Annotated in this window: 14 protein-coding genes; 3 read left to right on the forward strand and 11 right to left on the reverse strand. The window is 44.1% G+C overall.

Annotated elements, in window-relative coordinates:
- Positions 1–168 precede the first annotated feature (168 nt).
- On the reverse strand, positions 169–663 hold the full coding sequence (lrp, locus tag EAE30_RS13245; RefSeq protein WP_123016347.1) for a leucine-responsive transcriptional regulator Lrp: 495 nt from the start codon (positions 661–663) through the stop codon (positions 169–171).
- A 160-nt stretch (positions 664–823) separates the two neighbouring features.
- Here lrp and ald point away from each other — a divergent pair, with 160 nt between their 5' ends.
- From ald to miaE, 3 genes are all read left to right on the forward strand, one after another.
- Entirely contained in the window at positions 824–1,948 is a 1,125-nt protein-coding gene (gene ald, locus EAE30_RS13250) for an alanine dehydrogenase (protein WP_123016348.1), read from the forward strand.
- 591 nt (positions 1,949–2,539) lie between these two features.
- Positions 2,540–3,307: a DNA repair protein gene (locus EAE30_RS13255; RefSeq protein WP_123016349.1), complete on the forward strand. Its 768-nt coding sequence runs from the start codon at positions 2,540–2,542 to the stop codon at positions 3,305–3,307.
- A gap of 84 nt (positions 3,308–3,391) precedes the next feature.
- Entirely contained in the window at positions 3,392–4,165 is a 774-nt protein-coding gene (gene miaE, locus EAE30_RS13260) for a tRNA isopentenyl-2-thiomethyl-A-37 hydroxylase MiaE (RefSeq protein WP_123016350.1), read from the forward strand.
- 75 nt (positions 4,166–4,240) lie between these two features.
- Here miaE and pyrF read toward each other — a convergent pair whose 3' ends face one another.
- The 10 genes from pyrF to lon all read right to left on the reverse strand — a co-directional run bounded on the left by pyrF (position 4,241) and on the right by lon (position 15,048).
- Positions 4,241–4,933, reverse strand: a complete 693-nt coding sequence (gene pyrF, locus EAE30_RS13265; RefSeq protein ID WP_123016351.1) for an orotidine-5'-phosphate decarboxylase — start codon at positions 4,931–4,933, stop codon at positions 4,241–4,243.
- An 81-nt stretch (positions 4,934–5,014) separates the two neighbouring features.
- On the reverse strand, positions 5,015–6,184 hold the full coding sequence (lapB, locus tag EAE30_RS13270) for a lipopolysaccharide assembly protein LapB (protein ID WP_123016352.1): 1,170 nt from the start codon (positions 6,182–6,184) through the stop codon (positions 5,015–5,017).
- 24 nt (positions 6,185–6,208) lie between these two features.
- Entirely contained in the window at positions 6,209–6,481 is a 273-nt protein-coding gene (locus tag EAE30_RS13275) for a LapA family protein (RefSeq protein WP_123017377.1), read from the reverse strand.
- A gap of 137 nt (positions 6,482–6,618) precedes the next feature.
- Complete coding sequence (gene ihfB / locus EAE30_RS13280) at positions 6,619–6,903, reverse strand: integration host factor subunit beta (protein WP_123016353.1); 285 nt, start codon at positions 6,901–6,903, stop codon at positions 6,619–6,621.
- 238 nt (positions 6,904–7,141) lie between these two features.
- Entirely contained in the window at positions 7,142–8,815 is a 1,674-nt protein-coding gene (rpsA, locus tag EAE30_RS13285; RefSeq protein ID WP_123016354.1) for a 30S ribosomal protein S1, read from the reverse strand.
- Between the two features lie 115 nt (positions 8,816–8,930).
- Positions 8,931–9,608 (reverse strand): (d)CMP kinase, encoded by a 678-nt coding sequence (gene cmk / locus EAE30_RS13290; protein ID WP_123016355.1) that lies wholly within the window; start codon positions 9,606–9,608, stop codon positions 8,931–8,933.
- A 188-nt stretch (positions 9,609–9,796) separates the two neighbouring features.
- Positions 9,797–10,087: a ComEA family DNA-binding protein gene (locus tag EAE30_RS13295; protein WP_199287106.1), complete on the reverse strand. Its 291-nt coding sequence runs from the start codon at positions 10,085–10,087 to the stop codon at positions 9,797–9,799.
- A 143-nt stretch (positions 10,088–10,230) separates the two neighbouring features.
- Entirely contained in the window at positions 10,231–12,084 is a 1,854-nt protein-coding gene (gene ppiD / locus EAE30_RS13300) for a peptidylprolyl isomerase (protein WP_123016357.1), read from the reverse strand.
- A 144-nt stretch (positions 12,085–12,228) separates the two neighbouring features.
- On the reverse strand, positions 12,229–12,534 hold the full coding sequence (locus tag EAE30_RS13305; RefSeq protein ID WP_261809164.1) for an HU family DNA-binding protein: 306 nt from the start codon (positions 12,532–12,534) through the stop codon (positions 12,229–12,231).
- 159 nt (positions 12,535–12,693) lie between these two features.
- Positions 12,694–15,048, reverse strand: a complete 2,355-nt coding sequence (lon, locus tag EAE30_RS13310) for an endopeptidase La (protein WP_123016359.1) — start codon at positions 15,046–15,048, stop codon at positions 12,694–12,696.
- Positions 15,049–15,082 lie beyond the last annotated feature (34 nt).

Below are 15,082 nucleotides of genomic sequence, written 5' to 3' on the forward strand. Positions count from 1 at the left end.
GACTTTAGCCAATATAGGAAATACTATACGTACATAATAGACGTGAAAACAGTCCGAGCGGCACAAGGCCGCTCGGTTTGTTGCAAGATTTAACCACAATCACGTCAAAAACCCAATCAGGTAAAGTCAGAATGTGGCAAGAAGTGACAATATTTAACAAAACTCACGTTAGCGAGTTTTGATCACCAAATGGTTGGTTTGTTTTACTTCTTCCATTACAACATAGGTTCGTGTGTCATTAACGCCAGGTAAACGCAATAACGTATCCCCGAGCAATTTCCGATATGCACTCATATCAGACACACGAGTTTTAAGGAGATAGTCAAAATCACCCGACACTAAGTGACACTCTTGAATATCATCCAATTTTTGTACTGCCGTGTTGAACTGTTCGAAGACATCCGGTGCACCACGATTGAGTGTAATTTCAACAAAAACCAATAATGAGGCATCAAGATACTGCGGGTTCAATAATGCTGTGTAGCCATTGATATAGCCTTGACGCTCCAAGCGACGCACACGTTCCAAACAGGGCGTGGGAGAAAGTCCAACACGTTTGGATAATTCAACGTTAGAAATTCGACCATCTTTCTGCAACTCATTGAGTATATTGCGATCGATACGGTCTAAATCCTTGGACGGCTTTTTATAGTTGTCTACCATTTTTTATTCCACCTTTTTACTTCCTTGCAAATATATGTGTTATATATTACTCATATTTAGCATTAAATATAAACAACCAGCAACTATACTAGTGTTAAATTCGTTAATTCCCCTCACCAAAAACATTATCATTATCCCCTTGGCTTAGCGAGGTACTAAAATGATTATTGGCGTCCCCAAAGAACTCAAAAACCATGAATACCGTGTTGGCTTAACCCCTGCCAGTGCAAAAGAACTCATTGCACATGGACATCAAGTTATGATTGAAACCAACGCGGGTTTCGGCATCGGCATTTCTGACAGTGACTACATCGCTGCAGGCGCTTCCATTCTTCCTACTGCCACCGAAGTTTTCTCACAAGCAGATATGATCATCAAGGTTAAAGAACCTTTGGATAATGAACTGATTATGTTGAGGAAGGGGCAAATATTATTTACTTATTTGCACCTTGCTCCAGATTTTCCACAAACTGAAGCACTTATCAAGAGCAAAGCTATCTGCATTGCCTATGAGACTGTAACAGATTATATGGGTAGACTGCCACTTTTAGCCCCAATGTCAGAAGTTGCAGGCCGTATGTCGGTACAAGCCGGAGCAAACATACTGGAAAAATCCAAAGGAGGCCAAGGTATTTTGCTTGGAGGTGTCCCTGGTGTGGCCCCAGCCAATGTCCTCATTTTAGGCGCTGGCGTGGTAGGCTCAAGCGCTGCACGCATTGCGCTTGGGATGCGAGTCAATGTTACCCTCATCGACCGTAACATCGAGGTATTACGCGGCCTCGACCGAGAATTCCAAGGCAAAGCGACCTTATTATTTGCCACTCAAGATGCCATTGAAACTCAACTTAAACGTGCCGACCTGGTGATCGGAGCGGTCCTTATTCCTGGTGCACAAGCGCCTAAACTGGTCTCAAAGCAACAATTAGCGCTCATGAAACCGCGAGCCGTCCTCGTCGATGTCGCGATTGATCAAGGTGGATGTTTTGCAACCTCTCGGCCAACCACACATGATGAGCCAACGTTTATTGAGCAAAATATTATTCATTATTGCGTCGCTAACATGCCCGGTGCTATCGCAAGAACAGCCACACTGGCATTAAACAATGCCACGTTACCGTATATCATTAATATCGCCAACTTAGGATACCAACAAGCAATGCGCGATGATCCCGGCTTAAAACAGGGTCTCAACATCTGCCAAGGCCATATCACCTGCCAACATGTTGCAGAAGGATTTGGGCTTCCCTATGTTCCGGCGGATGAGCTCATTAATAGCGATAGCTAACTTAACGAACAAAGACAGGTCAGCGCGTGTTTTTGACCACCCAGAACTCAGCGCTGACCTAGGTCACAACATCACATTGCCATTCACAGGCTCAAACCCATGCCTGCTCCGTTAATGTGCCTACATCGCGCTCTGCCTCCAACCCATGACTTAAATCGCTCTCTACGCAACGAATAGAGGAATAACAATCAACGATTTTGTTACTCAGGGTTAAGGAATAAGGCTTTCTGTGGTCAAACCGCTTGAAATCACAGTTTACACTTTCGAGATCCTATCACCAGTTCGGTAAGTTGATGAACTCATCGACTTTTTCAACCATTAAGTCAACAAAAATACTCCCGTTCTCAGAGAGTCATTGTGTGATCATATGTCTGTTTTCAAAGAATAAACAAGGAAATGTGATAAGTAACCTTAAAGTTTTCTGAGTTTCTATGGAAAAACTGTCAAGTTTCGCCCAAACTCAACACTTATTGATATACTATCACTCTCTATGGGCATTCAAAGAAGATAAATTCGACAACGTAGTGCTTGGTAAGGATAGATCGTGTATCCTTAAATCGTTAGCCGTTCAATTATGAAGACTTGGATTTTATGAATATTGGTTTAATTATCGGCCTTGTTGCTGTCTTATTGGTATTGGTACTGGGTTACAATATTATGCTTCAGTACAAAGTCCGCTTGGAATCATCCAAGAAACAAGAAGTATCAAAGTATATAGCCATCATCGATGCAACAGAAGATTTGATTGGGAATGCCCATCATCTGCCTTTTAGCAAGGAACTGTTGGTGTGCCTGAATGTCCGTATTCTGGATGCTTTAGAAGCCATGTCAGAGCTGGACCCAAAAGACAAAAACACACAACAACGCGTGGAAAACATGCGCTCACAAATCGACAACTTAAAAGCCAATCATCCTGGCGGCGAAAGTACGCCTTTTAAAGTGCCGAGTAGCGATAAACAAGCGTTGGTGATGTTGAAACTGACGAAACGCTTACGTGATACGGTACGCAGCGAGCATAATAAAGGCCGATTAGATACTCAAACCTTTGTTGCAGAAAATGCACGTTTAGAAGGTATCCAAGTCCGTATCAACATCGAAAATGTCATCAAACGAGCACATGATTCCGTTGTGCGTGGTCAACCCGGTACTGCGATGCAGCTACTGCGTAAAGGCTTAGACGTTCTCAGCTCCAAGAATGATAGCTATTCGACACAAGCACGAGAAAGACTTCAAAAAATGTTTGACGAACTTGAACAGCGACGCCAATCCAAACATGAAGCCGATTTATCTCAGCATGTAGAATCAAACGAGCACGACAGCGATATGGAAGCCCTCTTCGGCGAGAAGAAAAAATGGTAAGCTGACGGCTCAGTATTCCGAACTCTCTTTTTCTAGGGTCGTATCAACGACCCTTTTTAATGCACTATCCTTACGAAAATAATCATGAAACAAGATACCATCAACGAATTGCTTACCCCGATTCACCAATTTTTGCGCTGTCCAACCCCTCTCGCATGGCTAGAAGAAGCACGTAAACCTGATAATTTACGCCTATTGCTCCTCGATCATTTGATGTGTGAGCTAAAAGCAGGCCAATCTGCGATGTATCTGATTCGCAAATATGCCGTGGATCAAGACAGTCAGCATTCGCTATTAGAATGGTTTAAACCTTATGAAGACTTTGTTTATCGTGGTGTAGGGTCGCTAGAGACTCTAAAAGACAAAAGCCAAATTTCCAAACGCATCTTTGCAAAGTCTGATTCGCCATACAGCCAAGAACTGATCGATAAAATGGTCTTACTGATAAAAGAAGAGCTGCATCACTTTTATCAAGTTTTAGAAATATTGACCAATCGTGGTATGACGTACGAATCGATACCCGCCAGTCGCTACGCCAAGGGCATGCTGTCGCACATGCGGACTTATGAGCCAGAAGCGCTCATCGATAAATTGATCATTGGCGCTTATATAGAAGCGCGTTCCTGCGAACGGTTTGCCAGCTTGGCGCCATATCTTGATGAAGACTTAGCGCGTTTTTATATTTCCTTGTTACGCTCTGAAGCGCGTCATTATCAAGACTATCTCACGCTCGCTGAACACATCGCTGGGACCAATATCAATGACCGCATTGCGTATTTTGGACGTGTAGAAGCCGACCTCATTCAAGCCAACGATGGTGAATTACGCTTTCACAGCGGCACACCAAACTGGGTATAAACCTGTCATTTGAGAGGGCCATATTCAATAGCCCCCCAACAATAGCAAGAAGGGGGCGATGGAATCCGAACTCGATTATAGTGTTGCGTTAATACTTGCCAGTACAGCTGCGGGGTCGGCCGCTTGAGTAATCGGCCGACCAATCACTAAATAATCTGACCCGGCTGCGATGGCTTGATTAGGCGTCATAATTCGGCGCTGATCGCCGACGACAGAGCCCTCAGGACGAATACCTGGCGTAACTAGCTTAAAGGCTTGTCCGAGCTCTGCTTTCAGCATCGTGGCTTCTTGTGCCGAACACACCACCCCATCCAAACCGGCATTTTTGCTTAATGTCGCCAAGCGCTTCACATGGGAGGCAGGTTCTCCGTCAATACCAATCGCGGTCAAATCACTCTGCTCCATACTGGTTAACACCGTCACTCCGATAAGCAATGGACGATCTTTTCCATAAGGTTCAAGAATCTCACGTGACGCCGTCATCATACGCTCTCCGCCACTCGCATGAACATTCACCATCCATACACCCAGCTCGGCAGCCGCGCGAACAGCTTTAGAACACGTATTTGGAATATCATGAAATTTCAGATCCAAAAAGACAGAAAAGCCACGTTGATGCAAAGACGTCACAAACTGAGGACCAAACAAAGTGAACATCTCTTTACCGACTTTCAATCGGCAACTGTCCGGATCAATGTTATCCACAAACGCCAAGGCATCCGCTTGCTGCTCATAATCTAGGGCAACAATAATTTTTGAATCGTTCATTCGTACTCCTTTTTTACACAAACAAAATGCAGCACCTTGGCTGCATTATCTTCTTCGTTCAATTTTCGCATCTCTCGTGGATTACTCTCCATCTAAGCCACGAATCGGCTTAATGGTGCCCCAGCTTTTACAAGACGGACAATGCCAATACAACGAGTGAGTGGCAAAACCGCACTGCTTACAGCGATAATGAGGCTTAGCCTTCATTTGTTCCCCGACAAGCTTCTGAAGCGTCAGTAAGCTGGCTTTCGCACGGCCTTCTTCCGCCTCAGCAATGTGGTAGTCAATCAAACGATAAAACCCCTTCATGGTGGGATTAACCACTAACTGACGGGTCAACAAATCTTGCGCCGATGCGGTCCCTTCATGTTTCGCAACTAACTGAGCTAACATTAACTCAGCCGACACGCCAGCCTTATTGGCAATACACGCTCGTAAAAACTGGACCAGCTCGTGCTCTTGTCCCAAGTGATGGTAACAGTCGGCGATAATCGGTAACACCTCACCGACAAAGTCGATGTCTTGTTCCAACACTGTGCGCATGAATTCTGCCGTTCGTTGGTATTCTTCGTATTCAAGATATAACTTGCCTAACGACATCGTTGCACGCACACATTCTGGATCCACCTGCAGAGCACGCTTGAAAAGTTGCACCGCCTTGTCATGATTCCCATCGGCTTTTTCTTGCATCGCAATTTCACACCAAAAATGCGCAATACTGCGCTTCATTTTGGTTCGACCTGACTTCACCAATGCTTGCGCACATTCAATGGCTTTATGCCACTCACGAGTTTGTTGATAAATCGCCGTCAACTGCTGTAGAGCAGACTCTCGATGCTCAGGTTCATCAACGAGCTGTTCAAAAATGCGTTCCGCTCGGTCGAGAAAGCCAGACACCATATAATCTTTGGCTAATTGCTGTAAGGCGATATTTTTTTGTTCTATGGTCAACCCAGTACGAGAAATGAGGTTTTGGTGAATACGAATGGCGCGATCGACTTCGCCACGAGAACGAAATAGGTTCCCGAGCGCGAGGTGAGTATCGACGGTGTCATTATCAACCTGAAGCAATTCGATGAAGTGATCGACCGCTTTGTCCGATTGATCAGACAATAAGAGGTTTAACCCCGTGACATATTGACGAGATATTTGATGAGATTGCTTCTGCTTTTCTTGCTGGGCACTGCGGTGTCCCATATACCAACCATAAGCGGCTGCGATTGGTAATAGCAAGAACAGGATTTCTAACATTAAAAAACAGCCTTATACGGTAAATCAGTTCTCATTAGAAACATCGTTATTGGCGTTGTGCTTTTTCAATTGCTTGTTCAACTTGCGTATGGTTACTTTCGACTTGAAGTAGAATCCATAACACATTCCCCACGCCAATAGAAAGCCAACAAGAAAGACACTGCCTAGCAAGGTTGAAAGATGAAACTGTCCTTGTGCCAACAAATAATTGAAAGTGACGACGGCCTGGTTTTGTGCGCCCATTGCCAGAGCAATTAAGAATAAAACGAGAATCAATATGCCTTTAATAATTTTCATCATCTATCACCAGTCCAAGAATCGCTTCCCTAGATTATGCAGGAAAATACGCTTGCAAACCACGCCTAATGTACATTCGTACTATAAAAAAACGGCACGCTGAAGGGCATGCCGCTTTATCCAAATAAGATGTATTATCAGAGACTTTCGTTCACACGCTTACGTAACTCTTTGCCTGGTTTGAAATGAGGGACATACTTTCCTTCCAGCTCCACTTTTTCACCAGTTTTAGGATTACGCCCAATGCGAGGCTCACGATAATGTAAAGAGAAACTACCGAAACCACGAATTTCGATGCGTTCTCCACCTTCCAACGTAGATGCCATATGTTCAAGAATGTCTTTCACCGCATCTTCAATTTCTTTGGCTGATAAATGTGTTTTTTCAGCACAAAGTCTTTCGATCAATTCAGACTTAGTCATAGTTTCCCTCATTGAGTTGTTCAAAACTCATTATAGTCAGTAATACCAATTCCAACAAACACTTGACAATAAATGTCACGAAAGCCGTCGGTCAGTTATTCAATCTTTGATCCAGTTTACACAACCATTATAAAAATGTGTGTAAGAAACGTGCAAACATGTGGTTAGAATAGGAATTAATACTAAAAAGTAAACAAAAAAAGGGAGCCGTTATGGCTCCCCCTCTCACAAAAAACGATTACTCGCTTTTTGCCGCTTTGAAAGCGTCAGCCATAGCGTTACCGAACGCAGATTCATCCTGCTTGTTGTTCAGTGATGCCATTGCTTCTTGCTCGTCAGCTTCGTCTTTCGCTTTGATAGACAGATTAACGACGCGGTTTTTACGGTCTACACCAGTAAATTTCGCTTCGATGCTGTCACCAACGTTAAGGATTGAGCTTGCATCTTCAACGCGCTCGCGAGACAGTTCAGATACACGGATGTAACCTTCAACGCCTTCAGCAAGTTCGATGTTCGCACCTTTTGCGTCAACAGCGGTAATTGTACCGTTAACTAGAGTGCCTTTCTTGTTGTCAGCAACGTAAGCATTGAATGGGTCATTTTCCATTTGCTTAACGCCTAGAGAAATGCGCTCACGATCTGCGTCTACAGCTAGAACAACTGCAGAGATCTCGTCGCCTTTCTTGTATTCACGTACTGCTTCTTCTCCAGGAGCGTTCCAAGAGATGTCAGATAGGTGAACTAGACCGTCGATGCCGCCTTCAAGACCGATGAAGATACCAAAGTCAGTGATAGACTTGATCTTACCAGTGACTTTGTCGCCTTTAGCTTGAGTTTCTGCAAACTCTTGCCAAGGGTTAGCTTTACACTGTTTCAGACCTAGAGAGATACGACGACGTTCTTCGTCGATATCAAGAACCATAACCTCAACTTCGTCGCCAACATTAACAACTTTAGATGGGTGGATGTTCTTGTTAGTCCAATCCATTTCTGAAACGTGAACAAGACCTTCAACGCCTTCTTCAATTTCAACGAAACAACCGTAATCAGTAAGGTTAGTAACGCGACCAGTTAGTTTGTGACCTTCTGGGTAACGAGCTGCGATTGCTACCCATGGATCTTCACCTAGCTGTTTAAGACCTAGTGATACGCGAGTACGCTCACGGTCAAACTTAAGAACTTTAACATTGATTTCGTCACCAACATTAACGATCTCAGATGGGTGCTTAACGCGTTTCCAAGCCATATCAGTGATATGTAGTAGGCCGTCAACACCGCCAAGGTCAACGAATGCACCGTAGTCAGTAAGGTTCTTAACGATACCTTTAACTTCAGTACCTTCTTGAAGCGTTTCAAGAAGCTGTTCGCGTTCAACACTGTTTTCAGATTCGATAACAGCACGACGTGAAACAACAACGTTGTTACGTTTCTGGTCAAGCTTGATTACTTTGAACTCTAGCTCTTTGTTTTCTAGGTGAGTTGTGTCACGAATTGGACGAACATCAACAAGAGAACCAGGTAGGAACGCACGGATACCGTTAAGTTCAACAGTGAAACCGCCTTTCACTTTACCGTTGATGATACCAACAACAGTTTCAGCTTCTTCGTAAGCTTTCTCAAGAACGATCCAAGCTTCGTGACGTTTTGCTTTCTCACGAGAAAGTTGAGTTTCGCCGAAACCATCTTCTACAGCGTCTAGAGCAACATCGACTTCAGAACCCACTTCAACTTCAAGTTCGCCAGCAGCGTTCTTGAATTGTTCAGCTGGGATAGTAGATTCAGATTTTAGACCTGCATCAACAAGTACATAGCCGTTTTCGATAGCAACAACAGTACCTTTAACGATAGTACCTTGTTGGAATTCAGTTTCGTTTAGAAACTCTTCAAAGAGTTGAGCAAAAGATTCAGTCATTTATATAATCTTCAATTTGAGTAAACGTCCACGGGTATCCTACCACATGGGGTTATTAAATTCGCCGGTCATCATCCTTGCAACCAACGCTCTATCCGCCTTGATACTATCGAGTTCAAGACAGTTTAGATTCTATGTATTGTAATGCTTGTTCGACCACTTCTTCAATAGATAAACGGGTTGAATCAAGCAATAAAGCATCATCAGCCGGCTTCAACGGTGCCACTGCACGGTTACGATCGCGATCGTCACGCTGCTGAATTTCGCTTAAAAGGGCGTCAAATCTAACATCTAACCCTTTCAGTTGCAACTGCTTATAACGGCGACGAGCGCGTTCATCGGCACTGGCATCAAGGAATATTTTCACTGGAGCGTCAGGGAAAACAACCGTGCCCATATCTCGGCCATCGGCGACTAAACCGTTGCCATCCGCAAAGGCACGCTGACGGCGTAATAACGCCTCTCGGACGCGCGGTAGTGCGGCCACTTTTGACGCGGCCATGCCTGTTTCTTCTTTGCGTAAGTCACCTGACACATCTTCACCTTCTAAGATGACTTTGACCAATTCACCTTCGCTAATAAATTGCACATCGAGGTGAGTGGCCAGTGGTACCAGTGCGTCTTCAGAGTCTGTGTCCACACCATGGTGAATGGCCGCCAAGGCTAACACTCGATAGATGGCGCCTGAATCAAGAAGGTGAAAACCAAGTTTCTTAGCCAGTAACATGCAAAGCGTTCCTTTGCCTGCTCCACTGGGGCCATCTACGGTGACGACGGGGGTGTGAGAGGACATGTATAAACTCCAATAATATGATAATTGCGCAGAAAGAATGCACCATGCGCTGCTGGCGTGAAATTATAATAATAAACCTGCGGCTACGCCAGTTTTGTATTGAAATTAGTCATGTGTGGAAGTGTAAATAGTTAGAAAACTCAAGTGTATACTTGAGTTTTCTGTTCTCAAATCAAAAGGTATCAAGGTTACTTAAGACGCAAACGTGCGTCATTTTTCGCAACGAGTGCATTACCAATACCTTTGACCTTCATGAGTTCTTCTTTGCTTTTAAACGGCCCGTTTTTATCACGATACATCACGATAGCATTCGCTTTGGACTGGCCAATACCATTGAGTAAAGTGGCCAGTTCTTCTGCGGATGCCTGATTCACGTTGACCGTGATTTGAATCTCATCAACCTGTGTTGAGGAATCGGCCATCGCTGCGGTACCGGAAAGCGTAAAAGCAAACAGAAGAGTGATAAAAAGTGTGCGGATATTCATGTCAGTGCTCCTTGTATGATTAAGCATTTTCATCATACAAGCTCTCACAAAAGAGTAAGCCCTCGCCCGATAAAATTACGACGGACTCTGTAAAGAGTCCGTCGTAATCTATCACCCGCTTTCACATCATGCCGATGCTACTTCACATAATACTCAATATCTGTATTCGCGCGAAGGACGGAAAGAATGCCTTGAATGTCTTGCTTCAAGAGTAAACGTGGCAATTGCTGTTCAAGTTGCTCATTCAATTTAGCGTCACTTTTCGTTGCAACGCTATCGAGTGCGACAATGATGGTATTATTCTTCTCATCTTGAGCACGCTCATAACTGACTTTGCCTTTTTGTGGTTTCGCCATTGAGAACACGGTACTCGCAAGAGCTGAGTTACGATCAATGGTTTTTTCGCTGCTGAAGGCTAAATCGTTCGCTTTTAAAATCGACTGATCGCCTTTATTCAGTGCATCAATCACTTTATCCGCCAATGTATTCGCTTGGTCTTCCGCTTTCATTGTCGTTAAGGTCTTCACGACATCGGATTTAACCTCTTCTAGCGGTAATAGCTTCTCAGGACGCGTCTGTTCAACACGAACCACGGCAACATCTTCAGGACCAAGCTGAATCACTTTAGAGTTCAAACCTTCATCTTTAACATCTTCGCTATCCAACGCTTTTTGAACGTCTTGATTCTGAAGCAGCTCTGGACCTTGACCATTCATGCCGATGAAATCCGTCGTTTTATACTGAACACCGATCGCTTTGGCGGCAGCATCCAAAGAATCTGGAGATTCAAACGCTACTTTTTCTAACTTGTCTTGCAGTGTATAGAATTTATCGACGGCTTTTTGGTCTTTGAGATCAGCAACAATTTTGTCTTTCACCTCACTAAACGGTTTCGCTTTAGGTGCTTTGATTCCATTCAGTTTGATGATGTGGTAACCAAAAGACGATTTTACAACACCAGAAATATCCCCTGCTTTCTTCAATGCAAATGCCGCATCTTCAAATTTAGGGTCCATGGTTTTACGTTCGATCCAGCCTAACTCACCACCTTGTTTTGCGCTGCCTACATCTTGTGATTCTTTTTTGGCAAGGACAGAGAACTTCGCGCCGTTATGCAGTTCTTTTAAGATAGCTTGAGCTTGTTGTTCATCGCCTTTAATTAAGATATGGCTCACATCACGCTGCTCTGGCGTTGAATACTGTGATTTATGCTCATCGTAATACTGTTTGGCCGCATCATCCGAGATAGTAATGCCTTCTTTCAATGCGTTGGCTGATAACTCAAGATACGAAACTTTTTCTTGCTCAGGACGAGTAAACGCTTGCGGATGCTCTTGGTAATATTGCTTAATTTCATCATCTTTCAATGAGATTTTTTTAGCAAAGTCCGCAGTATCCAAAGTGATTGTGCGAATTGAACGCGTTTGCCCAATCAATGCCGCTTGCTGCTTCACTTCGTCCGGTAGCGTAAATTCACTCGATTGGATAGCCTGCATCAATTGATTCCGTAGCATGTCTTGACGCAAGTACTCAGCAAATGTATCTGGCGTAAATTGTGAACGTTGCAACGCCGCTTGGTAAACACTCTTATCAAACTGACCGTCTTTTTGGAAAGCCGGAATTTGCAATAATTGCTCACGAACTTGCTTATCGCTGACGCGCAAACCTAACTCTTTTGCGTACTGCTCGATCAACGCATCGTTAATCATACGGTCGAGAACCGACTTACGAAAGGAGGCCACATAAGATGGGTCGCCTAATAAGTTAGAAAAGTAGTCGCCCATTTGAGACTGCATGCGATTGCGCTCGTTTTGGTATGCTTGTTCAAATTTAGCACGACTAATGGTGGTATCACCCACTTTTGCTGCTGCATTGTTGCTACCACTTACGAGATAGCTGCCAATCCCTGCGAACACAAAAGATAAAATGATGAGCCCTAGAATAACTTTGATCGCGATGCTATTAGCGCCTTCGCGTAATCGATCCATCATAGTGTTATTGCTCTCCGGATAAGTAATTTAGATACGTCGTTCAATATGGAATAGCGCGATAATATCAGAAAAAGAAATGCGCATCAGTAAGATGCGCATAATTAAAAAAAGTTCTAACGGGAAACCGACTAACAATTTGTAAGATTATTCGTTGACGGCATCTTTTAATGCTTTACCCGCTTTAAATGCAGGTACTTTTGCTTCTGCAATTTGGATTTCTTCACCAGTTTTCGGGTTACGTCCTGTGCGTGCTGCGCGAGTACGTACTTGGAAAGTACCAAAGCCCACTAATGCAACAGAATCATCCGATTGTAATGATTCAGACACGGCTTCAATAAACGCATCAAGTGCACGTCCTGCTGATGCTTTAGAAAGGTCAGCATTCGCTGCAATTTGTTCTACTAATTGTGTTTTATTCACTGTATATCCCCTTTGGCAACCATGACGAATGATTTGGGTGCCGATTTTTCCATTAATATTCCAAAACTCCAGCTCAAGCCTTGTTATAACAGGGCTAACGCTACACGGCTTTACGTTAGCGTTCAAAAAAAACGCTGACAAGCATTTTTTAAACTTATCAGCGTAATCTTTTACTTATTTTGCTGCGTATCACTCTTTTACAGGCGCAAAATCAATACCTGTTGGATCTTCAACCAAAGCGACCTTAAGAACTTCATCGATCCATTGCACTGGACGCACGTCCAAATCAGCAATGATATTCGCAGGAATGTCTTCAAGATCACGCTCATTCTCTTTAGGAATAAGCACCGTTTTAATCCCACCACGGTGAGCGGCTAACAGTTTCTCTTTCAAGCCACCAATCGGCAACACTTCACCGCGCAGTGTAATTTCGCCGGTCATCGCAACATCCGCTTTCACAGGGTTACCCGTTAAGCTAGACACCAATGATGTACACATACCAATACCGGCACTAGGACCATCTTTCGGGGTAGCCCCTTCAGGGACGTGAACGTGGATATCACGTTTTTCATAGAAATCAGGATTAATCCCCAATTTCTCAGCACGTGAACGCACGACCGTCAATGCAGCTTGAATCGACTCTTGCATGACATCGCCCAGGGAACCCGTTTGCGTCATCTTACCTTTACCAGGCATAGACTGCGCTTCGATAGTCAGCAAGTCACCACCGACTTCTGTCCACGCCAAACCAACCACTTGACCGACTCGGTTGTTATCATCCGCTTTACCGTAGTCGAAACGCTGCACACCGAGGAAGTCTTTTAAGTTGTCCATCGACACGTTAACGTGTTTCTCATCTTTATTGAGAAGAATACGTTTGACGGCTTTACGACAGATTTTGGAGATTTCACGCTCGAGGTTACGCACACCCGCTTCACGCGTATAGTAACGAATTACCCCAATGATGGCTGAGTCTTCAATCGTAATCTCTTTCTCTTTCAGGCCATTACGCTCAATCTGTTTCGTCACTAAGTGACGTTTCGCGATGTTGAGTTTTTCATCTTCGGTATAACCCGACAAGCGAATCACTTCCATACGATCCAATAACGGGCCTGGAATATTCATGGAATTCGACGTTGCAACAAACATTACATCCGACAAGTCGTAATCCACTTCTAAGTAGTGATCGTTAAACGAGTTATTTTGCTCCGGATCCAACACTTCTAATAGCGCTGACGCTGGATCACCACGCATGTCCGCCGCCATCTTATCGATTTCATCCAACAGGAATAGTGGGTTTTTAACCCCTACTTTCGCCATTTTCTGGATAAGTTTGCCAGGCAAGGAGCCAATATAAGTACGGCGGTGACCACGAATTTCCGCTTCATCACGTACGCCACCCAATGCCATGCGAACGTATTTACGTCCAGTGGCACTAGCAATTGACTGACCTAATGAGGTTTTACCCACACCTGGAGGCCCAACCAAACAAAGGATCGGTCCTTTAAGCTTGTTGACACGGCTTTGTACCGCGAGGTATTCGACGATACGCTCTTTAACACGCTCTAAACCATAGTGATCGGCATTTAATACGTCTTCGGCTTTAGATAAATCACGCTTGACTTTCGAGCGCTTAGCCCAAGGAATGCTGACCATCCAATCGATATAACTGCGGACAACGGTCGCTTCTGCCGACATTGGCGACATCATTTTTAGCTTTTGCAGTTCTTGTTCAGTCTTTTCACGCGCTTCTTTTGGCATTTTAGACTGTTCAATTTTTTGTTGCAGTGCTTCAAATTCATCAGGCGCATCATCCATCTCGCCAAGCTCTTTTTGAATGGCTTTCATTTGCTCATTCAAATAATACTCGCGCTGAGATTTCTCCATCTGCTTTTTCACCCGACCACGGATGCGTTTTTCAACTTGCAGCAGATCGATTTCCGATTCCATTTGGCCCATCAAAAACTCTAAACGTTCTGTTACGTCTAGAATTTCCAGTACCTTTTGTTTCTCGTCTAACTTGAGTGGCATATGTGCTGCAATCGTATCCGCAAGGCGGGCTGCTTCTTCAATGCCGTTCAGTGACGTCAGTACTTCAGGTGGAATTTTTTTGTTGAGTTTAATAAAGCCTTCAAACTGATTGATCGCACTGCGAACAATCACTTCTTGCTCTTTTTCGTCCAATTCGGGAGTCGCTAGGAATTGCGCGTCAGCAGAAAAATACTCACCTTCGATAAAGTTTTCAATTTTTGCTCGCTGCTGACCTTCCACTAGCACTTTTACAGTCCCATCTGGCAATTTGAGTAATTGCAAGATAGTGGCCACCGTTCCGACCTCAAATAGGTCTGAAACTGTCGGCTCATCAGTCTCCGCCTGCTTTTGTGCGACAAGGAGAACTTGCTTATTGTTATCCATTGCAGCATCTAAACATTGAATCGATTTTTCACGACCAACAAACAATGGGATAACCATATGTGGATAGACCACCACATCGCGCAGAGGTAGTACGGGGATCTCAACACGCTCGGAACGTTCCAAGTTCATATTTTTCTCTCTTCCGCTTAATTCATATGGAAGT

It is taken from the genome of Vibrio zhugei, from assembly GCF_003716875.1.
GTDB classification, from domain to species: domain Bacteria; phylum Pseudomonadota; class Gammaproteobacteria; order Enterobacterales; family Vibrionaceae; genus Vibrio; species Vibrio zhugei.

Excerpts from the sequence above, each read along its gene's own strand:
- ald (WP_123016348.1), top strand. The coding sequence starts at position 824 with ATGATTATTGGCGTCCCCAAAGAACTCAAAAACCATGAATACCGTGTT.
- EAE30_RS13255 (WP_123016349.1), top strand. The coding sequence starts at position 2,540 with ATGAATATTGGTTTAATTATCGGCCTTGTTGCTGTCTTATTGGTATTG.
- lapB (WP_123016352.1), bottom strand. The coding sequence starts at position 6,184 with ATGTTAGAAATCCTGTTCTTGCTATTACCAATCGCAGCCGCTTATGGT.
- ppiD (WP_123016357.1), bottom strand. The coding sequence starts at position 12,084 with ATGATGGATCGATTACGCGAAGGCGCTAATAGCATCGCGATCAAAGTT.
- pyrF (WP_123016351.1), bottom strand. The coding sequence starts at position 4,933 with ATGAACGATTCAAAAATTATTGTTGCCCTAGATTATGAGCAGCAAGCG.
- cmk (WP_123016355.1), bottom strand. The coding sequence starts at position 9,608 with ATGTCCTCTCACACCCCCGTCGTCACCGTAGATGGCCCCAGTGGAGCA.
- EAE30_RS13275 (WP_123017377.1), bottom strand. The coding sequence starts at position 6,481 with ATGAAAATTATTAAAGGCATATTGATTCTCGTTTTATTCTTAATTGCT.
- lrp (WP_123016347.1), bottom strand. The coding sequence starts at position 663 with ATGGTAGACAACTATAAAAAGCCGTCCAAGGATTTAGACCGTATCGAT.
- rpsA (WP_123016354.1), bottom strand. The coding sequence starts at position 8,815 with ATGACTGAATCTTTTGCTCAACTCTTTGAAGAGTTTCTAAACGAAACT.
- lon (WP_123016359.1), bottom strand. The coding sequence starts at position 15,048 with ATGAACTTGGAACGTTCCGAGCGTGTTGAGATCCCCGTACTACCTCTG.
- ihfB (WP_123016353.1), bottom strand. The coding sequence starts at position 6,903 with ATGACTAAGTCTGAATTGATCGAAAGACTTTGTGCTGAAAAAACACAT.
- miaE (WP_123016350.1), top strand. The coding sequence starts at position 3,392 with ATGAAACAAGATACCATCAACGAATTGCTTACCCCGATTCACCAATTT.